Origin of the sequence: Sphingomonas panaciterrae, from assembly GCF_036890205.1 — a bacterium.
GTDB lineage: Bacteria > Pseudomonadota > Alphaproteobacteria > Sphingomonadales > Sphingomonadaceae > Sphingomonas > Sphingomonas panaciterrae.
The window spans coordinates 141,732-162,131 of record NZ_JAKNQR010000002.1 but is presented as its reverse complement, the minus strand read 5'-3'; the positions used below and the strand labels follow the sequence as shown (position 1 = coordinate 162,131).

21 protein-coding genes are annotated in these 20,400 nt (G+C 66.6%); 9 read left to right on the top strand and 12 right to left on the bottom strand.

Annotated features, from left to right (window positions below):
- Positions 1–9: 9 nt before the first annotated feature.
- Complete coding sequence (locus L8F96_RS07690) at positions 10–1,701, top strand: putative bifunctional diguanylate cyclase/phosphodiesterase (protein ID WP_334655693.1); 1,692 nt, start codon at positions 10–12, stop codon at positions 1,699–1,701.
- Here L8F96_RS07690 and L8F96_RS07685 read toward each other — a convergent pair.
- The 4 genes from L8F96_RS07685 to L8F96_RS07670 all read right to left on the bottom strand — a co-directional run bounded on the left by L8F96_RS07685 (position 1,674) and on the right by L8F96_RS07670 (position 4,572).
- Complete coding sequence (locus L8F96_RS07685) at positions 1,674–2,861, bottom strand: CCA tRNA nucleotidyltransferase (protein ID WP_334655692.1); 1,188 nt, start codon at positions 2,859–2,861, stop codon at positions 1,674–1,676. The genes L8F96_RS07690 and L8F96_RS07685 overlap by 28 nt on opposite strands.
- Positions 2,849–3,406, bottom strand: coding sequence for a CoA pyrophosphatase (locus tag L8F96_RS07680; RefSeq protein WP_046411759.1), 558 nt, complete (start codon positions 3,404–3,406; stop codon positions 2,849–2,851). The genes L8F96_RS07685 and L8F96_RS07680 overlap by 13 nt, the downstream gene beginning before the upstream one ends.
- 41 nt (positions 3,407–3,447) lie before the next feature.
- Positions 3,448–4,008, bottom strand: a complete 561-nt coding sequence (locus tag L8F96_RS07675; protein ID WP_046411757.1) for a DUF1285 domain-containing protein — start codon at positions 4,006–4,008, stop codon at positions 3,448–3,450.
- A gap of 63 nt (positions 4,009–4,071) precedes the next feature.
- Positions 4,072–4,572, bottom strand: coding sequence for a GNAT family N-acetyltransferase (locus L8F96_RS07670; protein ID WP_334655908.1), 501 nt, complete (start codon positions 4,570–4,572; stop codon positions 4,072–4,074).
- Positions 4,573–4,675: 103 nt separating this feature from the next.
- Here L8F96_RS07670 and L8F96_RS07665 point away from each other — a divergent pair, with 103 nt between their 5' ends.
- Positions 4,676–5,047, top strand: a complete 372-nt coding sequence (locus tag L8F96_RS07665; protein WP_046410684.1) for a dihydroneopterin aldolase — start codon at positions 4,676–4,678, stop codon at positions 5,045–5,047.
- An 8-nt stretch (positions 5,048–5,055) separates the two neighbouring features.
- Here L8F96_RS07665 and L8F96_RS07660 read toward each other — a convergent pair whose 3' ends face one another.
- On the bottom strand, positions 5,056–5,916 hold the full coding sequence (locus L8F96_RS07660) for a hypothetical protein (protein WP_417158958.1): 861 nt from the start codon (positions 5,914–5,916) through the stop codon (positions 5,056–5,058).
- 243 nt (positions 5,917–6,159) lie between these two features.
- Here L8F96_RS07660 and L8F96_RS07655 point away from each other — a divergent pair, with 243 nt between their 5' ends.
- The 5 genes from L8F96_RS07655 to L8F96_RS07635 all read left to right on the top strand — a co-directional run bounded on the left by L8F96_RS07655 (position 6,160) and on the right by L8F96_RS07635 (position 9,281).
- Positions 6,160–6,825 carry an energy transducer TonB gene (locus L8F96_RS07655; protein WP_046410683.1) on the top strand — a complete coding sequence of 222 codons (666 nt, stop codon included), beginning with the start codon at positions 6,160–6,162 and terminating at the stop codon, positions 6,823–6,825.
- Between the two features lie 44 nt (positions 6,826–6,869).
- Positions 6,870–7,667 carry a MotA/TolQ/ExbB proton channel family protein gene (locus tag L8F96_RS07650; protein WP_046410681.1) on the top strand — a complete coding sequence of 266 codons (798 nt, stop codon included), beginning with the start codon at positions 6,870–6,872 and terminating at the stop codon, positions 7,665–7,667.
- An 87-nt stretch (positions 7,668–7,754) separates the two neighbouring features.
- Positions 7,755–8,240, top strand: coding sequence for an ExbD/TolR family protein (locus tag L8F96_RS07645; protein ID WP_082103117.1), 486 nt, complete (start codon positions 7,755–7,757; stop codon positions 8,238–8,240).
- Between the two features lie 23 nt (positions 8,241–8,263).
- Positions 8,264–8,692, top strand: a complete 429-nt coding sequence (locus tag L8F96_RS07640; protein WP_046410680.1) for an ExbD/TolR family protein — start codon at positions 8,264–8,266, stop codon at positions 8,690–8,692.
- A 244-nt stretch (positions 8,693–8,936) separates the two neighbouring features.
- A complete protein-coding gene (locus L8F96_RS07635; RefSeq protein WP_145119173.1) occupies positions 8,937–9,281 on the top strand; it encodes a tetratricopeptide repeat protein in 345 nt (114 codons plus the stop codon).
- 104 nt (positions 9,282–9,385) lie between these two features.
- Here the strand turns inward: L8F96_RS07635 and dcd are convergent, their stop codons facing one another.
- From dcd to L8F96_RS07600, 7 genes are all read right to left on the bottom strand, one after another.
- Positions 9,386–9,940, bottom strand: coding sequence for a dCTP deaminase (gene dcd / locus L8F96_RS07630; protein WP_046410677.1), 555 nt, complete (start codon positions 9,938–9,940; stop codon positions 9,386–9,388).
- Between the two features lie 85 nt (positions 9,941–10,025).
- The gene (locus L8F96_RS07625; protein ID WP_417158951.1) at positions 10,026–11,345 is read right to left on the bottom strand and encodes a sensor histidine kinase; all 1,320 of its coding nucleotides are present in this window, start codon (positions 11,343–11,345) and stop codon (positions 10,026–10,028) included.
- 7 nt (positions 11,346–11,352) lie between these two features.
- Positions 11,353–12,072 (bottom strand): response regulator, encoded by a 720-nt coding sequence (locus tag L8F96_RS07620; RefSeq protein WP_125945079.1) that lies wholly within the window; start codon positions 12,070–12,072, stop codon positions 11,353–11,355.
- 95 nt (positions 12,073–12,167) lie between these two features.
- Positions 12,168–12,761, bottom strand: a complete 594-nt coding sequence (locus L8F96_RS07615; protein WP_334655690.1) for an EF-hand domain-containing protein — start codon at positions 12,759–12,761, stop codon at positions 12,168–12,170.
- A 135-nt stretch (positions 12,762–12,896) separates the two neighbouring features.
- Positions 12,897–13,676 carry a tyrosine-protein phosphatase gene (locus L8F96_RS07610; protein WP_334655689.1) on the bottom strand — a complete coding sequence of 260 codons (780 nt, stop codon included), beginning with the start codon at positions 13,674–13,676 and terminating at the stop codon, positions 12,897–12,899.
- Positions 13,677–13,766: 90 nt separating this feature from the next.
- Positions 13,767–14,495, bottom strand: coding sequence for a hypothetical protein (locus tag L8F96_RS07605; RefSeq protein WP_052742597.1), 729 nt, complete (start codon positions 14,493–14,495; stop codon positions 13,767–13,769).
- Positions 14,492–15,703, bottom strand: a complete 1,212-nt coding sequence (locus L8F96_RS07600; RefSeq protein ID WP_046410673.1) for a toxic anion resistance protein — start codon at positions 15,701–15,703, stop codon at positions 14,492–14,494. The genes L8F96_RS07605 and L8F96_RS07600 overlap by 4 nt, the downstream gene beginning before the upstream one ends.
- 202 nt (positions 15,704–15,905) lie before the next feature.
- On the opposite strand from L8F96_RS07600, the gene L8F96_RS07595 reads away from it, so the two are divergent.
- Both L8F96_RS07595 and typA read left to right on the top strand, forming a co-directional pair.
- The gene (locus L8F96_RS07595; protein WP_334655688.1) at positions 15,906–18,293 is read left to right on the top strand and encodes a TonB-dependent receptor; all 2,388 of its coding nucleotides are present in this window, start codon (positions 15,906–15,908) and stop codon (positions 18,291–18,293) included.
- Between the two features lie 125 nt (positions 18,294–18,418).
- Complete coding sequence (typA, locus tag L8F96_RS07590; protein WP_046410670.1) at positions 18,419–20,242, top strand: translational GTPase TypA; 1,824 nt, start codon at positions 18,419–18,421, stop codon at positions 20,240–20,242.
- Positions 20,243–20,400 lie beyond the last annotated feature (158 nt).

The window sequence follows — 20,400 nt, the reverse complement described above, 5'->3', positions numbered from 1 at the left end:
GAGAGGACAATGCCCTTCTCCGCCGTCCTTACCACGCCTCGCGAGCCTCAACAGAGCGCGCCAGGGCGAACCGCGGCCGAGGGGGCGCTGGAGCTGCTGCCGATCGCGGCGGTGGTGGTGCGGCTGGAGGGCCGCAGGCTCACTTTCCAGCTGCCCAATGCGATGTTTCGCCGCCTGGAACTGGGCACGGCGGAATCGCGCAAGTTCGCCGAGCCGCTGACCGAATTGAGCGGGCGGATCATTGATTTCCTGTCGGGCGAGGACGTGCGCGAGCGCCTGTCGCTGACATTGGGCAGTTGCGTGGAACAGCGCCGTTTCGATGTCACGCTGGCGCGGATCGCCGGGGAAGGGGCGCCCCACTGCCTGCTGACGTTGCTCGACCAGACGGCCGAGATGCGCACCGAGACGAGTTTGCGGCGCGAAATGACCACCGACAGCCTGACGGGGTTGCCGAACCGCGAAGGCTTTGGCGATCGGCTGGAGGAGCGGCTGACGGCAGGTGCGACGGATTGTGCGGTTCTGGTCATCGACCTCGATCGCTTCGGCCGGATCAACAGTTGTCTCGGCAGCATGGCCGGCGACGAATTGCTGATGACGGCGGCGCGGCGGATCAAGGGCGCATTGCGCGCGACGGACGTGCTCGGCCGGATCGGCGGCGATGAATTTGGCGTCCTGCTGACCCTGGACGAGGGGCGCGATGAAGCCGAACATGCGGTTCGTCGGATCCGCGACGTGCTCGCCACGCCGTTTAGGCTCAGCGATTTCGAGATCCGCATCACCTGCGCGATCGGCATGGCATTCGCCGACAACCCCGCGCAGGATGCCGAGGATGTGATCCGCCATGCCCAGTTTGCCGTGCGCAAGTCGAAGGAGACGGGCAAGGCCGAGGCATACGAGACCCGGGCGCTCGACCGGGCCCGCGCACAATTCGCGATGGAAACCGCGCTCCGGCGGGCGATCGATGCCGAGCAGCTGACGCTTCACTATCAACCGGTCTGTGACCTTGCGACCGGCAAGATCATCGCGTTCGAGGCGCTGGCACGCTGGACGACCGAGGATGGCAAAATCATCTCACCGGCCGATTTCATCTCGGTCGCGGAGGAAACCGGGCTGATCGTGCCGATCGGCCGCTGGGCGATCGATGGCGCGCTGCGCACCCTGGCCGAATGGGACGCGCTGGCGGGTGGATCGTGCGACGTGCAGATGGCGGTCAATATCTCGCCGATCCAGTTGCAGCGCGATCACCTGCCGCCGGTGGTGGAGGCGGCGCTGGCGCGTCACGGCCTCGCCGGTGGACGCCTGAAGCTGGAACTGACCGAAAGCGCGCTGATTGCGGATCCCGATCGCAACGCCGCCATGCTGCGCGCGCTGAAGGATACCGGTGCCTCGATCGCGATGGACGATTTCGGTACCGGCTATTCGAACCTCGCCTATCTTCAGCGCCTGCCGATCGACATACTGAAGATCGATCGCAGCTTCGTCACCGACATGATGGCGGATCGCGACAAGATCGCGATCGTGCGCGCGATCCTGAGCCTCGCTGCGACGCTCAGCATGGACACGATCGCCGAGGGGATCGAAAGCCGCGACGTCAGCCAGACGCTCGCCGCGCTCGGCTGCACCTTTGGGCAGGGCTATGCCTTTTCGCCGCCGCTGCCGGCGGACGACGCCTATCAGCTGCTGCTTCGCTGCAACAGCTGATCGAGCACTTCCTGCGCGATCGCCTCGGCGCGGTCTGCGTCGGGAAACCCTTCTGCGATCCACTGTTCCTCGATCTGGCGGAGCGCGCGCGCGACATCGGGGCCTTTGGCGATCCCGCGCCCGACCAGTGACCCGCCGGAGACTGGGAGGCGCGGGGGCGTCCACCCGGTGAGCGCGTCGACCGGCGCGCCCGCGAGCAGCAGGCGATCGATCGCGCCGGTGCAGCCGATGCGATAGGCCAGCGGGCGGGGCCCTTCGTCGCCGATGGGACCAACAGCAATCTCCAGCCGCTTCCGGTCCGCGTTGGACAGCCGCAGCCGTGCGCCCACCCCCTCAGCCGCGGCGGGCGCGATCAGCGCGGCGAGGCGCCGGATCGGATCAGGGGGGATGCCCGCCGCCGCCTCCCGCTCCGCCAGTGCGGCGAGCGCGGCGGTATCCTCGATCTCCGGCAGGACCGGGCGGAAGATGCCCCGCTCGACCATCAAGGCGACGACCGGAACGGCGCGCGGCGCGACGAGCAGCTTCAGCAGCTCCGCCGCGATCCGCTCACGCGACAAGGTCATGAGGTCGTTGGCGCGCGCGGTGCAGGCATCAAGCCCGTCCTCGTCGATCACCCGCCCGAACCGCGCGTGGAAGCGGAAGAAGCGCAGGATGCGCAAATGGTCCTCGGCGATCCGGCGATAGGGATCACCGATGAAGCGGATCCGCCCCTCGCGCAGATCCTCCAGCCCGCCGAACCAGTCGAACACAATGCCGTCGACCGGATCGGCGAACAGCGCGTTCATGGTGAAATCGCGCCGTGAGGCATCCTCCTGCCAGTCGCCGGTGAAGGCGACGGTGGCATGGCGGCCGTCGGTGGTGAGGTCGCGTCGCAGCGTCGTTACCTCGACCACGGTGCCCGACGACACGGCAGTGATCGTGCCATGGGCGAGGCCGGTCGGCACCGCCTTGATCCCGGCACGCTCGAGCCGGGTGATCACCTCCTGCGGTGCGAAGCGCGTCGCGACGTCAATGTCGGACACCGGCAGGCCGAGCAACGTGTCGCGCACCGCGCCGCCCACGAACCGCGCGTTGCCGCCTGCCGCATCCAGCGCCGTCACCAGTTCGTGCAGTCCCGCCCGATCGCGCCAGCCGCCGGCGGGCAGCGTCACAGGCTCCATTGCAGCCGACGCCCCAGGTTCACGATCATGGCCGCGGTTGCGCCCCATATGCGATGATTGTTCCACATGATCTCGTAATAGCGTCGCTCCTGCCCCTGCCAGTGCGATCGCGCCTCCACGTGATTGGCCGTGTCGAGCAGGAAGTCGAGCGGCACTTCGAACACTCGCGCCACTTCCGCCTCCGACGGATGGAGGTCAATGTCGGGCGGCACCACGCCGACGACCGGCGTGACGGTATAGCCGGTGACGGTGCGATAGCGATCGGCCTCGCCGACGATCCTGACCGCTGACGGGGCGAGGGCGATTTCCTCCTCCGCTTCGCGCAGCGCGGCCGCAACCGCATCCTCGCCGGGGTCGAGCCGGCCGCCGGGAAAGGCAACCTGCCCGGCGTGCTGCCGCAGCGTGTCGGTGCGCTGCGTCAGGATCACACCCGGACGCGCGCGATCGGTTACCGGCACCAGCACAGCTGCGGGCTTCATGCTGCCCTCCGCGATCCGGGCTAGGTCGCCATGGTCGCCAGCGAGCGTGATGGTCTGCTGCGCCATCCCTTCGGTCAGCGCCCGGCTGAGGCGCTCCGCCAGCGACGTCACGGCGCGATCGGGAAAAAGCTTCCCCCACTCCACAGGCCGGGGGGATCATGGTCGCCGGCGAGCGCGCGCTCGGCCAGTTCATAATAGACCGGCCGGGCGATCAGCGCCTCCAGCCCGCCGCGGACATGAACATAGGGGTGGGGGCCGTCGGCATGTTCCTCGAAGCGAAGCGGATGCTCCGCCGAGGCAGTCACGATTTCACCCGTGTTCAGGCGGAAGGCGAGCTGGCTGTCTTTCCCAGTCCCTTCCGCCTTCAGCTCGACGGCGACGAAGGGCGCATCTTCCACGTCGATATCGAGCTTCTCGACCGGGGTGACGAGGACGTAGCTGCCGTCGGGCTCGCGGCGGAGGATGCGGCTGAACGCGCGTACCATGGCCGGGCGGCCGATCGGCGATCCCTGATGATACCAGGTGCCGTCGCGGGCGATGCGCATGTCGCTCGGCCCGCAGTGATCGGGATGCCAGCGCTCTACCGGCGGCAGGCGATCCTCGTCGGCAAGGCGGGCGATATCGGCAATGGTGAGCGTGTCGAACGCAGGAGGCGGTGCCATGGGCATGGCCAACAGGTAGGTGAGGGCGGCGGCGGGGTAAAGATCGCCTCCCAAGCTTCCCGACAAGCTTCAGCCCGCGGGCGGGTCACCGGGGCCGATCTCTCCCGCGCCATCGGGAACCCCCTCGCCGCGCGCCAGCAGGCGGTGGCGCTCGACCGGACCCGGCAGGCGCCAGCCGCCGGTACGGTCGGCGGTGAAGCCGAAGAAGCGGCCGTAATATTCGGGATCGCCGATCAGCATCAGCGCCGCGTCGGGGACGCGCTCCAGCGCTTCCTCGACCAGCCGGCGGCCGATCCCCGACCCCTGCCGCTCGGGCACGACCGCGACGGGGCCGACGAGGACCAGCGGCACGCGCCGTCCATCCTCGCCGCGGAACATGGCCGGCCACAACTGGATCGTCCCGATCAATTCGCCATCCTCGATTGCGGCCAGGCTGGGGCCGGCGAGGGCGGCGACGCCCTCGCGCAGGCGATAGGCGGTGCGCGTGTGCCGGTCCGTGCCAAACGCGCGGTCGAGCAACTGCTCGACCAACTGCCCATCAATCTGCTCCAGCCCGATCACCTCGATCACCGGCTTCTCCTGCCCGTACGTCAAGGGACGGGCGCTCTATCGATAGTCGGCCTGAACGCAAGCGGGCATGGCGTCGGCGCGTGCGTGGCGCTAAGCGCGCGGCGTGGAAGACATGCTCGAACTTGAGGTGCACGATCTGGAGGTGCCGGTGCTGACCGGCGTCTATTCAGAGGAAACGCACCTGCCCCAGCCGCTGCGGATCTCGATGACGGTGCTGCTCGACGCGCCCGCCCGATTCGCGCCCGATACGCCGCTGACCGCCTCGAAGAATTATCTCGATCTGAAACATGCCGCGACGACCGCGCTGCCGCCCGGGGTCCACTTCACCCTGATCGAAGGGGTCGCGGATCATATCGCCGAGACGCTGTTCCTGCAGGATGCGCGCGTCCGCCGGGTGAAGATCAAGATCGTCAAGCTCGCCATCGCCGAGGATGGCGAATCGATCGGGATCACCCTCGTCCGCCACCGCCGCTGACGCGCTGATCAATAGGCGTTGGTCGGCGCTCGCCGGCACGGGCCCAGTTGCTGCAGCACGAAGCGATAGTCCTGCTGCGCGATCGCCGCGTCGGCCGGCTCCAGCGCCTGGGTGCTGCGTGCGGGCAACGCGCGGGGCAGGGCGCAGGCCAGGCGATACCATAACAGGGTACCGCGCTGCGGCGGGCCGGCCGAGTCGTCGACGATCTCCGACAGCGCCACGGCCCAGCGCGGCTCTTCGCCGGGGCGGCGCAAAATGTTGAGCGACACCGGGCGGTTGTCCTGCGTGGTCAGGAACACCTGCGTCTCGCCTTCGCCCGGGAGCGACCCGGCGACGTGGAAGGCGTTGCCGACCCCGGTCACGACCGGCGGTGCGTCGGGCGACACCAGTTCGCGACTGATTCGCCGGGTGAGGGAATCGAGCTCGGGGTCAAAGGCGCGCTGGGAATCGGGGCCGGTCAGCTGAATCTGCGTGGGATCGCCGGGCACCGGGCGTGCGAACAGGAGGACGCGTGCCTTGCGATATTTCGGCGCACGGCCCCCCGGGCCGACCGGCGCATCCAGAACATACCCGACCCTCGGTGGGATCGCGCCCGGCCCGCGGATCAGCGCCCCGACATCAGCCTCGATATAAAAGCGCATAAAACCCGGCGGAACATTCGCCGCCTCCGCGCCTTTGATGCGCACGGCAGAAGCGATCGTCGCGTCGAGAACGATCGGGCTGGCGATCACCAGGTCGGCTGTCTCCGCATAGGAGAGCGCCGGCGCGGCGTAAGCTCCGGCTCCTGGCTGCTGGGCGGCGGCGGTGAAGGGGGTGACGGCAATGAGCGCGAAACCAAGCGCGGAGGCACTAATCGTTCGGGTGACCATGCGCATCGGTTAATCCATCCCCTCTCTATGATACAGAAATAAATCTGTCGCAGGGCGATTGTACGTTTGTTGCGTCCGACAAAGCGTTTGCGTGTCGTTAAGGCGCAAGTTAGGAGTCGCTCGGTGCAAGGGTACCGTTTAGCCCTTGCCGACGGACCGGCACGCCCATTTTCCGCCTAGCGGAAGCCGCGGCAGGCCGCCCGGCCCCCTCGGGCCATAGGGATTAGGGAGTGCTTTTGCTGAATGGCCTACTCTGACCAGAAGATGAGCGGGAGCAAGGTCGTCGCGATCGTCATCGTGGCGCTCATCCATGCTGCTCTCGGCTACGCCTTCGTCACCGGCCTCGCGTTCCAGTACGTGAAAAAGGTGTCGGAGAAGCTGAATACGTTTGACGTTGAGGAACCACCGCCCCCGCCGCCGGACGAACCGCCACCGCCGCCGCCTGACGTTCCGATGACGCCGCCGCCCGTTGTGGCGCCGCCGCCCATCGTGACGACTCCGGCACCGCCGGTGACGATCGCTACCGTGCCGACTCCGCCGCCGGTCTATGTACCGACGCCGGTCGCGCCGCCTGCACCCCCGCCGCCTGCGCCTCCCGCGCCGCCGGTGGTCAGCAAGGCTGCCGGTGCAAAGGGTAACCCTGCGGACTGGATCACCACGGACGATTATCCGCCCAGCTCGATCCGTGCCGAAGAAGAAGGCACGACCGTGATTAAGTGGACGATCAACGCCCAGGGTCGCGTGGAGAATTGCGTCACCACCGAGTCGAGCGGCTCGAATGCGCTAGACCAGGCGGCATGCCGCGCGCTGACCCGTCGGGCCCGGTACACGCCGGCCACGGACGCAGCGGGCAACCCGATCGCGACGACGCAGACGCGCCGCGTGGTCTGGAAGCTGCCACGGGATTGATCCAGCCTTAATAGAATCGCGCTTTTCAGAGGGAAACTAATCGAATGATCACCACCATCTTCGCTGCTGCCGCAGGTGCGGCAGACCACGGCGGCGAGAACCCGTACGGCCTCGCCGCCGCGCTTGAGCAGGGCGGTATCATCGCCCAGAGCACCTTCGGCATCCTCGTGCTGATGTCGGTCGTCTCGTTCTACATCATGTTCACCAAGCTCTTCGAGCAGCAGAAGATCATCAACCAGGCGAAGCGCGTCCGCGGCTCGTTCTGGCAGACGACCTCGCTGCGCGAGGGTTCGGCGAAGCTGGAGAAGAACTCGGCCTACAAGCAGATCGTCGACGACGGCCTGCAGGCTCAGGAGCAGCACTCGAAGCTGACCGACCCGGTCGAGGCACATGACTGGCTGCACGGCTCGCTCGCGCGTTCGGAAGCGATGATCAACTCGCGTCTGGGCACCGGCCTGGCGTTCCTGGCGACCGTGGGTGCGACCGCACCGTTCATCGGTCTGTTCGGTACGGTTATCGGCATCTACCGCGCGCTCATCAAGATCGGTGCGGCTGGCCAGGCGTCGATCGACGCGGTCGCCGGTCCGGTCGGTGAAGCGCTCATCATGACCGCGCTCGGTCTCGCCGTCGCCGTTCCGGCGGTGCTCGGCTACAACTGGCTGCAGCGTCGCAACAAGTCGATCGCGGAAGACCTGTCGGCTTTCTCGAACGACGTGCTCGGCTACCTCGCCTCGAACGGCGCGGTGCGCCCGGCGGTTGCTGGTGCGGCCAAGCCGGTCGCAACGAAGCCGGCTGCTACCACCACGGCCGGCCAGGCCGGTGGCGTGCAGACCCGCTCGTAATGGGAAAGCGGGGTTGCCAGCCGGCGACCCCGCCACCTTTCCCGACCGGATAACCGGTGGGAACGAAGACATAGGATAGCCTGACTTATGGCGATGAGCGTTGGTGGAGACTCCGCCGCAGAAACCCCGATGTCGGACATCAACACGACGCCTCTCGTGGACGTCATGCTGGTGCTCCTCATCATCTTCCTGATCGCGGTGCCGGTCGTGATCCAATCGGTTCCGGTGAAGCTGCCGAGCGTACGCTTCGACCCGACCACCACCAAGCCCGAGAACGTTTCCCTCTCGATCACGACCAAGCCTGATGGTGCCTGTGCCGTTTACTGGGGCATGACCCCGGTGACTCACGAGGAGCTGCTGGATCGCGCCGTGGCCAAGCTGAAGGCCGAGATCGAACGGCAGGGCGGCGTGAACGCCCCCGGCCTGGAACTGCCCGAAGCGCATGTGCGCGGTGACGTGAACGTGCCGTGGAAGTGCGTGGCAGGCGCGATCTACAACATGCAGATGGCGGGCTTCGCACGCGTCGGCTTCATTTCCGAGCCGCCGCCGGGCACCGGCACCGAGCGTCTGTAAGCAAGCCACCAGGAGTAATCGATATGGCAATGAGTGGCGGCAAGGACGATGGCGAGCCGATGATGGAGATGAACACGACGCCGTTGATCGACGTCATGCTCGTTCTCCTCATCATGTTCATCATCACCATCCCGATCCAGACCCACGCGGTGAAGGTCGATCTGCCGGTGAATGATCCGAATGCGACTCGGCCGCCGGTCGATCCGCAGAAGAACAAGATCACCATCGCGACCGATGGCACCGTCAGCTGGAACGGCTCGCCGGTCGACCCGGTCCGCCTGCGTCAGTACCTCGACGTGGCGGCAGCGATGAACCCGGAGCCCGAGCTGCACTTCCAGCCGGATCCGACGGTTCGTTACGACACGGTCGATCAGACGCTGGCAGTGATCAAGCGGTCGAACGTGACGAAGCTCGGCTTCATCGGCAACGAGCAATATTACCGCGAATTCTGATCACTCTGGTCATCAGAAGCGCAACGGGGCGGCCTCCTGGAGGTCGCCCTTTTTTTGTGCCTCGTTCGCAGGGCGCGCTTCAGCGCCTTGGTCTGGCGGCGCCCGAGCTGGACGCCGACGAGGCCCCGCGCTGCGCCTCTATCTGCCGCTTCCCCGCACTTGCGCCGTTGTCAGAAAAGTGACACCATCCTGTCATAAAAGCGTAACGAAGCATGTGGCTTCGCGCTGAACGGGAGAAGGTGTGATGCGCGTCGTGTACCTCCTTGCTCTGGCCGGCTGCTTGGCCAGCCCCGCGCTCGCGCGCGATCGCACGGGCTTTAAGGCGATCGAGGCACGGGATTATGCGGCAGCGGAGAAAGTGTTGCTCAACGAGCGGCGCATCTTTCCCAGCCGGCCCGAGCTGATGATCAACCTCGGCACCGTCTATGCCCGCACCGGCCGCCTCGCGGAGGCGGAGGGCTTGTATCGCGCGGCGCTGGATGCCGAGGCGGTGGAGATGGCGTTGCCGGGTGGCGCGATCGCCACCTCGCATGATGTCGCCCGGCGCGGCTTGCGCAGCCTAGCGCCGACGACACTCGCGGTCAGATAAGCGCGCGAACGCGCGGCCGCCTAGGCATCCGTGGCAGCGCTGCGACGCCGTGCTTCTGAAAAGGTGCGGGGGCGAGTGGACGCAGTCTGGCTCGCCTCCGGTTATCAAAGCCGAGGCAGGGTGACCCCGCGCTGCCCCATATATTTGCCCGCGCGATCGGCGTAGCTGACCTCACACGGCTCGTTCCCCTGCAGGAACAGGAACTGGCAGGCGCCTTCGTTGGCGTAGATCTTGGCCGGCAGCGGGGTGGTGTTGGAAAACTCCAGCGTCACATGCCCCTCCCAGCCGGGTTCCAGCGGCGTGACGTTCACGATGATCCCGCACCGGGCATAGGTCGATTTTCCCAGACAGATGACGAGCACGTCGCGCGGCACGCGGAAATATTCCACCGTCCGCGCCAGCGCGAAGCTGTTGGGCGGGATGATGCAGACGTCGGTCTTGCGATCGACGAAGCTGTTTGCGGCAAAATCCTTCGGATCGACCGTGGCCGAATCGACATTGGTGAAGATCTTGAAATCGTCAGCAACTCTAGCATCATAGCCGTAGGAGCTAAGACCATAGCTGATGCAGCCATCGCGCCGCTGCGCCTCGACGAACGGTTCGATCATGCCGTGTTCGCGTGCCTGTTCGCGAATCCAACGGTCGGACAGAATGGACATGCGGCTGCTCCCTCCGCGTGCTCTTCGCCTCCCGCGCTGGCGGTGACAAGTCCCGGCGTGTCAATCGCCGGGTTGGTGGGTGGGATCAGCGGGGGAGGGTGATCGTCGCGACCAATCCGCCGTCGGGACGATTGGCGAGCGTCACCTCGCCGCCGGCGTCCTGCACGATCGCGCGGGTCAGCGCGAGGCCGAGGCCGATCCCGCCGGTGTCGCGGTTGCGCGATCCTTCCAGCCGGGTGAAAGGATTGAAGACGGCAGCCAGTTGATCGTCCGGGATGCCGGGTCCGCGATCGGCGACCGACACTGCGACGGACCGCTCGCCCGCGGTGATCGCCACTTCCGCGGCGCCGGCATATTTCACGGCATTTTCGATGAGGTTGCGGACGGCGCGGCGGAACAGCGTCGGGCGCAGCCGCATGCGCAACCGCTCGACGTCTTCAAAGGCGACGTCGGCGCCCAGATCACGGAAATCCTCCACCACGGCATCGACCAGCGCGGCGAGGTCAACCTCGGTCACCGCCTCGCTCGGCCGCCCGAGCCGCGCCAGCGACAGAATGTCGTCGAGGGTGCGGCTCATTTCCTCGATCGTCGCCGCCATGCGCGCGCGATCCTGTTCGTCCTCGACCGATTCGATCCGCACACGCAGCGCCGCCAATGGCGTACGCAGATCATGGCCGATTGCACCGAGCATTCGGTCCTTTTCGTCCAGCATGTCGGTGACGCGCCGGGTCAGGCCGTTGAAGGCGACGATGAGATCGCGCACGTCGCTCGGCCCCTCGACCGGGACGGCGGAGATTTCCCCGCGCGGGGTGAAAGCGCCGGCTGCCACCGCAAGCGCGCGCATCGGCCGCGAGATGCGGCGCGCGATCCATAACACGGGCAGCAGGATCAGGATGTAGATGATCAGCGTCTGCCCCAGCAGCGCCCAGAAGATGCGGTTGTTGTGGCGCGGCCAGGGCGCGTTGGTGGTCACCCAGCTGCCGTCGGCTTGCTGGACGGCGAACATCAACGTGTCGGTGGGCCGCCCGCCATGGCGCGCCGCCGCACGCGGGCTTCGATGGTCGCCCGGCCGGATGCCGGTATCGATCCGTCCGGGCGTGACGCCGAGCTCGACCAGTTGCTGGCGCAGTTCCTCGCCAACCTTCGGAAGACGCTCAAACCCCGCGGGAATGGGATTGCTGGCGCGTTGCCGCACCCGGCCACGGTCGGTCACCAGGGGCCGGTCGACCGCATGGTCGAGCGCGTCCGCCAGCCGCACCGCCGCCGGCCTGGTGGCCTGAGCGATCTTGAAAGCCGCGCGCTCGCGCAGGATCAGCGCGAGGTTGATCGCCTGCGCCGCAAACAGCGCGATCGCCAGCAGCAGCGCAAGCTGCCCCGACAGGTTGCGGGGAAAGCGCAGGATCACGGGCGGGTCACAGCCGGGTTACTTCCGCGGCGAGCGTATAGCCGCCGCCCCACACCGTCTTGATGAGCTGCGGATTGCGCGGATCGGCCTCGATCTTCTTGCGCAGGCGGCTGACCTGATTGTCGATCGCGCGATCGAACGCCGCCGCCTCGCGGCCCTGCGTCAGGTCGAGCAGCTGGTCACGGGTCAGCACCTGACGTGGCCGGGTCACGAGTGCGTGAAGCAGGTTATATTCGCCGGTCGACAGCGGCACGGCCACGCCCTCGCGGTCGACAAGCGTTCGCTCCCCAGTCTTCAGGATCCAGTCGGCAAAGGCGTAAGCGCCTGCCTCCGGCGCATGTTGCCGCGCACCGCCCGCCTGCACACGGCGTAGGACCACCTTGATCCGGGCGGCAAGCTCACGCGGGGAGAAGGGCTTCACCATATAATCGTCGGCGCCCATCTCCAGCCCGACGATCCGGTCGGTTTCCTCGCTCTTGGCGGTGAGCAGGATCACGGGGATGTCGCTGGTCGCGCGGATATGGCGGCAGAGGCTCAGCCCGTCCTCGCCCGGCATCATGATGTCGAGGATGACGAGATCGATCGCATAGGCGCCCAGCCGCATGCGCGCAGCCTCGGCATCGCCAACCTGCGTGACCCGAAACCCCTGTTTGACCAGATATTGCGCCAGCGGCTCGCGGATTGACCGCTCGTCGTCGACGAGCAGCAGGTGGGGCGTATCGACCATGATGTCGGCATCTAGCATGTCATGCTCCGCCGGAAAGGGCCGGGCGACATGATCGTCGCCCGGCTCCGGTCATCGGTTGATCGCACGGCGTGGGCTCAGCGCGCCGGTCGAGCCTCGCCGTTGGGGGCACCGCGCATCTTCATCGCGCCGCGGGCGGCCTGCCGCTCGGCCGCGTCGATGCGGCCATCGCGGTTGGTGTCGACGCGGTCGAACATGGCGCCGGCCGCTGCAACGGCTTCGGCCTTGGTCAGCACGCCGTCGCGGTTGGCATCGGCACCCATCATCATGCCCATGCCGCCGCCATGACGACCGCCGCGCTTGCCCTTCCACTTGTCGCGCATCGCCTGGCGCTCGGCCGCGTCGATGCGGCCATCCTTGTTCGCGTCCATGCGATCAAAGCGCTGGCCGGCACGTTCACGGAACTGCTCGCGGGTTACCTCCGCCTCAGCGCCGCCACGGCGACCGCGGTGCTCGCCAGCGGTCAGCTTGCCGTTCTTGTCCGCGTCGAGCCGGTCGAAGCGGGCATCAGCCGCGGCCAGCGCCTCGGCACGGGTCACCACACCGTCGCGGTTGGTGTCGGCAGCGCCGGGGCCCCGCTGCGTGGCAGCGGTGGGGGCGGCGGTCTGGGCGATGGCCGCACCGGAGATCGCGGTGCCAGCGAGGGCGGCTGCAAAGATAAAGCGTTTCATTGACTTACGGGTCCTTCCTAAAGGAGAAGCTCTTGCTTCCCGTCATGGGACCCATATGCACACCGATTGTCGCGCGTGTTTGTCAGCGCGCCGCAAAAGTGTCGCAAATTGTCACGGTGCTGCCGCTGCTCCGGCTCAATCGATCAGTCGTTGGCGCAGCGCCTCGCGGCGTGCTGCATCCACGCCCAGCACCGCCTCGGCATATTGCTCGACCGATCCGTGGCGCTCCTCGATTGAGCGCGTCGCGGCGTGCAGGTAATCCGCATCGACGCCCATCAACGTCACGATCGCGTCGCCGGTGATCTGGCTGCCATAGCGCTCGCGGATCGAATCGCCCGCGGCCGCGATCCGGCGCGCCTGATTGCCCGCGACGTTGGTGAGGAGGTAATCCGCCATCACGTCATCCTCATGAACGCCGAGCAGGCGGTGGAGCAGCGCCGCCGCAAGCCCGGTGCGGTCCTTGCCCGCCAGGCAGTGCAGAAGGCTCGGTCCCTCGCGGGTGGCCAGCGCGTCGAAGTACAGGCTCAGCGAGCGGACCAGCACTTCGCGATAGGGCATGTTGACGTAGAGCCGCGTCATCGCCTCCTTCGCCTCCGCCGCCGTCGCGATGCCGCGCCCGGCCTCTTCGTGCGGCGCCAGTTCGGAGCCGACGGTCTCGCCCGCCGCGAACAGCACGACGGCATCGAACGGCTCGGGCCGCAGGCAGGGCATCGACTGCCGCTCGCTGTCGCCACGCAGGTCGATCACCGTCGACAGGCCGATCTGCGCCACGCCGGCGAGGTCGTCGGGGGTGGCGGCGCCATGCTGGCCGGACCGCCAGAGGATCCCGCTCCTCAGCCGGCCATCGCGCGCCGCATAGCCGCCATAGTCACGGAAATTGTGGATGCCTTCGAAGGTACGGACGCGTTCGTTCATGCCCGCCGCGCTACCCCATTTCGATGACAATGTCGCGTCGTTTAATGAAGATGGCTTAGCTGAACGAGCGGCAGTGTTCCCCGCCGATCGTCACGCGGGGTCGCCATCCTTGTACTTCATCTCGAGGAAGCGGCCGCGCGTTTCGAGCGAATCGAGATCACCGCGGGCAAGCTCCTCGCTCATCTGGCCGATCTCGCGCTCGATAAGTTCCAGCCCCTCGATCAGCTGGCGGTCGGGCGTCTTGCCGTTGCGCTCGGTAGCGCGCAGCTCGGGCGGCACGCGTTGATAGTCGCGGACGAAATCGGGCAGCTGCTCACCGACCAGCCGGCGGATGTCGGCACCGGCGGGCGTTTCGTCGCCGACCGTCTGCAACTGCTTGCCCAGCGTGTCGAGCCGGAGGCCGATTCGGTCGGCGATCTGGACGGCAGGCGCGGGCAGGGCCGGTCGCTGCGCATCGAGCCAGCGCGTCGTCTGCATCGGCAGCGCCTTCAGGTCGCTGCGCGCCAGCTTTTCATGAGTCACCGGGCGCGGGCCGGGGGCAAAGGCGATCGCGAGCGTCACTGCCGCCATCATCATCAGCACCGCCAACGCGCCGAACAGCCCGATCGGCATTATCGCGATGCCGATGATCGCCGCGGCAAACAGGATCGCGGCATTGGCCACGCCGATCGCCGCGACGCGCTTCGCCACGCTGCGCCGTTGCCGCGGCCGCCGGCTGACCGCGCGCGTGCCCGGCAGCGTGTCGAACGATTGCAGCCGCACGCGATCGAGCGTGTTGCGCGCGCTCGACAGCGCCTGATCGGTCTCGTGCGAGGTCACAGCGACTCCAGCTTGAAGGTCTCGGGCGAATTGCCCAGCCGGTTCTGCGCCGCGCCTTCCGCCCGGGCGATATAGCCGCGCGATTTCTCGACCTCGCCCGACAGCGTGTCGACGGTGGTCTTCATCGAATCCAGCGCCTTCAGCTTGAACGTGTCGATCGCGTCCATCGTCTCGTAGATGTTCTGGAACGCGCGCTGCAGCGTCTCAAGCGGGATGGCGGAGCTCGCCGCCTGCTCATGGATGCGCGCGGTGTTGGACCGCAGCAGCTTGCCGGTCGAATCGATGATGTTGGCGGTCGTGGTGTTGAGCTGCGTGATCTGTTCCAGCACCAATTTCTGGTTGGTCATCGCCTGCGCCACCGTCACCGCGGTGCGCAGCGCCGCGACCGTGGTGGTCGATGCGCGATCGACGCCCTTGATCAGCTCCACATTGTTCTTCTTGACCAGGTCTAGCGCCAGATAGCCCTGCACCGTGACCGCCATCTGGGTCAGCAGGTCCTGTGTCCGCTGCCGGGCGTAGAACAGGGCGGTCTCGCGGATCGCCTTCGCCTTGGCCGGATCGGTCGCGTCCAGCTCGTTCGCCTTGTCCTCCAGCTTCTGGTCCAGCATCTTCGACAGCTGGATCATCTGTTCCAGCTTGCCCATTGCGCTCCACAAATTGGCGCGCTCGGTGTCGATCGACGCATTGTCCATCAACAACTCGTCCTTGCCCGACGCCAGGCTCTTCAGGATCGAGGCGATGTGCGTCTGGCTGGATTTGTAGCTGTCGAAATAATTGCGCATCTTGTTGCCGAACGGGATGATCCCGAACAGCTTCTGCGGCGCGGTCAGATTGCCCTTCTTGCCGGGGTCGAGATCCTCGACCACGCGGCGCAGCTGGGCGAGATCCTTGCCAACGCCGGTTTCCTGATCCATCGCCCGCACGGGACGATCGAGGAAGCGGTTGGACTGGCCCGCCGCATCGCGGATTTCCTTGGCGCCCATGTTGGTGATCGCATCGACCACCTTGCCGAATTCCGGGCTGTTGGCGTCGCGCTCCATCAGCTGCTGAACGGCGTAATCGGCGCGTTCCTCCAGCTTCGATTTCACGCCTTCCTCGACCGGTACAAGTCCCGCGGCCTTCTCCGCCGTCACGGTGGGCACCGGGTCGGGCGGCGTCAGCTTCAGCGCCGTGTCCGTCGCGGTGATCGTTTCAGGGGTGGTCGCCATCTACATCCTCCAGCGTCAGCCTCCACGATGGCGGCTGACGGTGCTTCGTTCAAGTGTACCAGTGATATAATACGCTGGTCGGACTCGCGCAAACGTGCCTGATTTCACGCGCTGTCTTTCGATTGGCACGGAAAAGTAACGAAGCTGCCACGACAGGGGCCTAGCGGCCGCTCACCACAGCCAGAACATTCGGGGGAATATCATGAACCGCGCCTTCTCGGGCGGCGTCGTCGCAACGCTGCTCGCCTGTTCTTCGACGGCCGCACTCGCCCAGGCTCAGGTGCCGGGAGATGATGGCGACATCGTCGTCACCGCGCAGAAGGTGGAGCAAAGGATCGAGGACGTGCCGCTCGCGGTCACCGCCGTCACGCAGGAACGGATGCGCGAGATCGGCGTCAATTCGCTTGCCGAGGTGGCGTTGTTCGTCCCGGGCCTGCGCGTGCAGGAGCAGAGCGCGAACAACCCCGGCTTCGTGATCCGCGGCATCACCTCGGATTCGGGATCGTCGCAGCAGGGCGCGCGCGTCACCCTCTACTATAACGGCGTTGATATCAGCCGGTCTCGCGGGGCGTATCAGGACCTCTTCGATCTCGAGCGGCTCGAGGTGGTGAAGGGCCCGCAGGCGACGCTGTTCGGCACCGCCGCCGCGATCGGCGCGGTCAGCATCGTCTCGGCGAAGCCGCAGCCGGGCTTTTCGGGTGAATTGCTGGCGAGCTATGGCAATTACGATCGCGCGCAGGTCTCCGGCTTCCTTAATGCCGGGAACGATACGCTCGCCGCGCGCCTCGCCTTCGCGTACAAATATCGCGACGGCTATGTCCGCAACATCGCTGGCGATCCGGATGTGCCGAACCAGAGCCAAGGTCGCGTCGATCAGGACGATCTGAACGGCCAGGATCAGCGCGGCATCCGCGGCTCGCTGCGCTGGACGCCGTCGGACGCCGTCACAGCCGATCTCGTCCTCACCTATGACGGGCAACGCAATCCCGGCACCGCCTTCAAGAGCCGTGTGTTCGCGCCCACCGGCGGGCAGACCGGCGACTTCGGCTATGCAGAGCTTTCCGGATCGCCGTTCAGCCAGGAGGTGCTCGGCAAGCGCAAGCTCGGGCTCGACCGCGACGTCTATGACGCGAACCTGACGATCAACGTCGATGTCGCGCCCGGCGTCACCTTCACCACCGTCAACGGCTATCGCCGCTTCAACGCGCTGGAGACGTTCGACGCCGACGGTGGCCCCGCCTGGTATCTGGAATTCGCCGAGGATGCGAAGGGTGACCAGTGGAGCCACGAAGGTCGCTTCAACTTCACTGGGGAGCGCTACCGCGCCTCGTTCGGCTGGAACGCCTTCTTCGAGAACGGCTATCAGCGCGTGCCCTTCTCGACCGAAGAGGGGACGTACATCGCCTGCTCCATCGCCGCGCCTTATGCGCAGGTGCGCGCCGCGCTGAACGCCGCTGGCCTGCCGACCGGCACCAACTGCATCGCGCCCAACGGCGCCATCCTCGCCGCGCGGGCCACGCAGATCCTGTCGCGCGGCGCTGCGACCGTCGTGCCCTACAGTTCCGAATTCACCAATTATGGCAACAACGACACCTATTCGGTGTTCGCCGACGCTACCTGGATCCCGACCGACGCCCTTGAGGTGACCGCCGGCGCGCGCGTGCTGATCGAGGATCGCCAGTCGGGCTACAGCGCGATCCAGCCCAATTCGGTGCTGCTCGCCTCGCTCGGCGTGCGCACCAGCCTGCTCGGCACGGTCGGCACCGGCGGTGCGAAGTTCGTGGCGGAGCGCAGCTTCGCCGCGGTCCTCCCGCGCGTGAACGCGCTGTACCGTGTGACCGACGACCTCAACGTCTTCGCCACCGTCAGCAAGGGGCGCCGCTCGCCCGTGGTGCAGCTCGGCTCCGCCGCCGGCCCGGCCGGTGCGATACCCGCGCTGCAGATCGTGCCGGAGGAAACCGTCTGGAACTACGAAGCCGGCATCAAGGCGGGCAGCCGCACGTTGTCTGGTACGCTGTCGGTCTTCTACCAGACCTATGACGACTTCCAGGTCAGCGTCACCGATCCCGACGGCCGCGTGACCACGCAAAGCGCCGGCACCGCCAACAACCTTGGCGTCGAGCTGGAGGGCACCTGGCGCCCGACCCGCTTCCTCAGCGTCTTCGGCAGCTTCGGCTATATCGACGGCGGGATCAGCGACAAGCCGCTGCCCGGCGGTGGCACCAACGCCTTCGCCGGCAACCGCTTCCGCCTCCAGCCGGAGGTGATCGCGGCGGGCGGCGCATCGCTTCGCCTGCCGCTGGCGGACGGCGTCACCTTCTACGCCACGCCCTCGGCGAGCTATCAGAGCAAGGTGTTCTTCGAACTGCCCAACCGGGAGGAGATCAGCCAGGACGGCTATACGCTGGTCAACGTGCGTGCCGGGGTGGAGTTTGCTGACGGCCGCTACCGGATCGGCGGTTTTGCCCGCAACCTCACCAACGAACGCTATCTGATCGACGCGGGCAACACCGGTGGCACGTTCGGCACGCCGACCTATATCGCCGGCGAACCGCGCTTCTACGGCATAGAGCTGTACGGCCGTTTCTGATGAGATGATCGGCCGGGCAGGGAACTACATCTCTGCCCGGCTGTTCTGCCGGCTCTAGCCGCAGCGCAGCAAATAGGCTAACGGCGCCTCAACGCCGCGAGGGCCGCGGCCATTCAGGAATTCCGATGCAGTTGCGCAACATCGCCATCATCGCGCACGTCGATCATGGCAAAACTACTCTTGTCGACCAGCTCTTTCGCCAGTCGGGCACCTTTCGAGACAATCAGCGCATCGAAGAGCGCGCCATGGACTCCAATGATCTCGAGAAAGAGCGCGGGATCACCATTCTGGCCAAGCCGACCTCGATTGAGTGGGAAGGCACCCGTATCAACATCGTCGATACCCCGGGCCACGCCGACTTCGGCGGCGAGGTGGAGCGTATTCTCTCGATGGTCGACGGCGTGATCCTGCTGGTCGATTCGTCGGAAGGCGCGATGCCGCAGACGAAGTTCGTGACCGGCAAGGCGCTGGCGCTGGGCCTGCGCCCGATCGTCGTCGTCAACAAGGTCGACCGTCCCGACCAGCGGATCCAGGAAGTGCTGGACGAGGTGTTCGACCTCTTCGTCAGCCTCGATGCGACCGACGAGCAGCTCGATTTCCCGGTTCTCTACGCCTCGGGCCGCAACGGCTACGCCAGCGAGGATCCCGATCGCCGCGAGGGCACGCTGACCCCGCTGTTCCAGAAGATCGTCGATCACGTGCCGCCGCCGGCGCTCGACGTCGACGCACCGTTCACCTTCCTGGTGACGCTGCTCGATCGTGACAACTTCCTTGGCCGCGTGCTCACCGGCCGCGTCAATTCGGGCACGGTGAAGATCAACCAGCCGATCCACGCGCTCGACATGGACGGCAAGGTGATCGAGACGGGCCGCGCGTCCAAGATCATGACCTTCCAGGGCCTTGAGCGCGTGCCGACCGACGAGGCGCGCGCCGGCGACATCATCAGCCTCGCCGGCCTTGCCGTTGCGACCGTGTCGAACACCATCGCCGACATCACCGTGACCGAGGCGATCCAGGCGCAGCCGATCGATCCGCCGACGCTGTCGATGCGTTTCGCCGTGAACGATTCGCCGATGGCGGGCCGTGAGGGCAGCAAGGTGACGAGCCGCATGATCCGCGACCGCCTGTTCCGCGAGGCGGAATCGAACGTCGCGATCAAGGTGACCGAATCGGCCGACCGCGACAGCTTCGAAGTCGCCGGCCGCGGCGAACTTCAGCTCGGCGTTCTGATCGAGACGATGCGCCGCGAGGGCTTCGAGCTCGGCATCAGCCGCCCGCGCGTGCTGTTCCGTGAGGACGAGAACGGCAAGAAGCTCGAGCCGTATGAAACCGTCATCATCGACGTGGACGAGGAGCATTCGGGCACCGTCGTCGAGAAGATGAACCTGCGTAAGGCCGAGATGACCGACATGCGTCCGTCGGGCGGTGGCAAGACGCGCATCACCTTCTCCGCGCCGTCGCGCGGCATGATCGGCTATCATGGTGAATTCCTGTCCGACACGCGCGGCACGGGCATCATGAACCGGCTGTTCGAGAAATATGGCCCGCACAAGGGCCCGATCGAGGGCCGCAAGAACGGCGTGCTGATCTCCAACGGCGCCGGCGAGGCACAGTCCTACGCGCTCGGCCCGCTCGAGGCGCGCGGCATCCTGTTCGTCGGCCATGGCGAGGCGCTCTACGAGGGCATGATCATCGGCGAGAACGCCAAGACGGAAGACCTTGAGGTCAACCCGATGAAGGCGAAGCAGCTGACGAACTTCCGCGCCTCGGGCGGCAAGGACGATGCGATCCGCCTGACCCCGCCGAAGAAGATGACGCTGGAACAGGCGATTGCGTACATCGACGACGACGAGATGGTCGAAGTGACGCCCAAGACGATCCGCCTGCGCAAGCGCTACCTCGATTCGAACGAGCGCAAGCGCCACAAGCGGTCGGCCGAAGCCGCCTGATCCTTGTTGCCGGACGGGTCGTGATCGGCCCGGACAATTCGACGCCGCTTCGCCGCGGGACGCCAGCGCTGCTGGCACCCCGGCTGAGGCGGCGTTCGTGTGTCTGGCTTTCTCCTGCGCCCATCCCAGCAGGTCGCGACTTGCACTCCCGCGCGTGA

What these genes read in the sequence shown, in the direction of transcription:
- L8F96_RS07690 (WP_334655693.1), top strand. Translation starts at nt 10, where the DNA reads ATGCCCTTCTCCGCCGTCCTTACCACGCCTCGCGAGCCTCAACAGAGC.
- L8F96_RS07685 (WP_334655692.1), bottom strand. Translation starts at nt 2,861, where the DNA reads ATGGAGCCTGTGACGCTGCCCGCCGGCGGCTGGCGCGATCGGGCGGGA.
- L8F96_RS07680 (WP_046411759.1), bottom strand. Translation starts at nt 3,406, where the DNA reads ATGGCGCAGCAGACCATCACGCTCGCTGGCGACCATGGCGACCTAGCC.
- L8F96_RS07675 (WP_046411757.1), bottom strand. Translation starts at nt 4,008, where the DNA reads ATGCCCATGGCACCGCCTCCTGCGTTCGACACGCTCACCATTGCCGAT.
- L8F96_RS07660 (WP_417158958.1), bottom strand. Translation starts at nt 5,916, where the DNA reads ATGGTCACCCGAACGATTAGTGCCTCCGCGCTTGGTTTCGCGCTCATT.
- L8F96_RS07655 (WP_046410683.1), top strand. Translation starts at nt 6,160, where the DNA reads ATGGCCTACTCTGACCAGAAGATGAGCGGGAGCAAGGTCGTCGCGATC.
- L8F96_RS07650 (WP_046410681.1), top strand. Translation starts at nt 6,870, where the DNA reads ATGATCACCACCATCTTCGCTGCTGCCGCAGGTGCGGCAGACCACGGC.
- L8F96_RS07645 (WP_082103117.1), top strand. Translation starts at nt 7,755, where the DNA reads ATGGCGATGAGCGTTGGTGGAGACTCCGCCGCAGAAACCCCGATGTCG.
- L8F96_RS07640 (WP_046410680.1), top strand. Translation starts at nt 8,264, where the DNA reads ATGGCAATGAGTGGCGGCAAGGACGATGGCGAGCCGATGATGGAGATG.
- L8F96_RS07635 (WP_145119173.1), top strand. Translation starts at nt 8,937, where the DNA reads ATGCGCGTCGTGTACCTCCTTGCTCTGGCCGGCTGCTTGGCCAGCCCC.
- dcd (WP_046410677.1), bottom strand. Translation starts at nt 9,940, where the DNA reads ATGTCCATTCTGTCCGACCGTTGGATTCGCGAACAGGCACGCGAACAC.
- L8F96_RS07620 (WP_125945079.1), bottom strand. Translation starts at nt 12,072, where the DNA reads ATGGTCGATACGCCCCACCTGCTGCTCGTCGACGACGAGCGGTCAATC.
- L8F96_RS07615 (WP_334655690.1), bottom strand. Translation starts at nt 12,761, where the DNA reads ATGAAACGCTTTATCTTTGCAGCCGCCCTCGCTGGCACCGCGATCTCC.
- L8F96_RS07610 (WP_334655689.1), bottom strand. Translation starts at nt 13,676, where the DNA reads ATGAACGAACGCGTCCGTACCTTCGAAGGCATCCACAATTTCCGTGAC.
- L8F96_RS07600 (WP_046410673.1), bottom strand. Translation starts at nt 15,703, where the DNA reads ATGGCGACCACCCCTGAAACGATCACCGCGACGGACACGGCGCTGAAG.
- L8F96_RS07595 (WP_334655688.1), top strand. Translation starts at nt 15,906, where the DNA reads ATGAACCGCGCCTTCTCGGGCGGCGTCGTCGCAACGCTGCTCGCCTGT.
- typA (WP_046410670.1), top strand. Translation starts at nt 18,419, where the DNA reads ATGCAGTTGCGCAACATCGCCATCATCGCGCACGTCGATCATGGCAAA.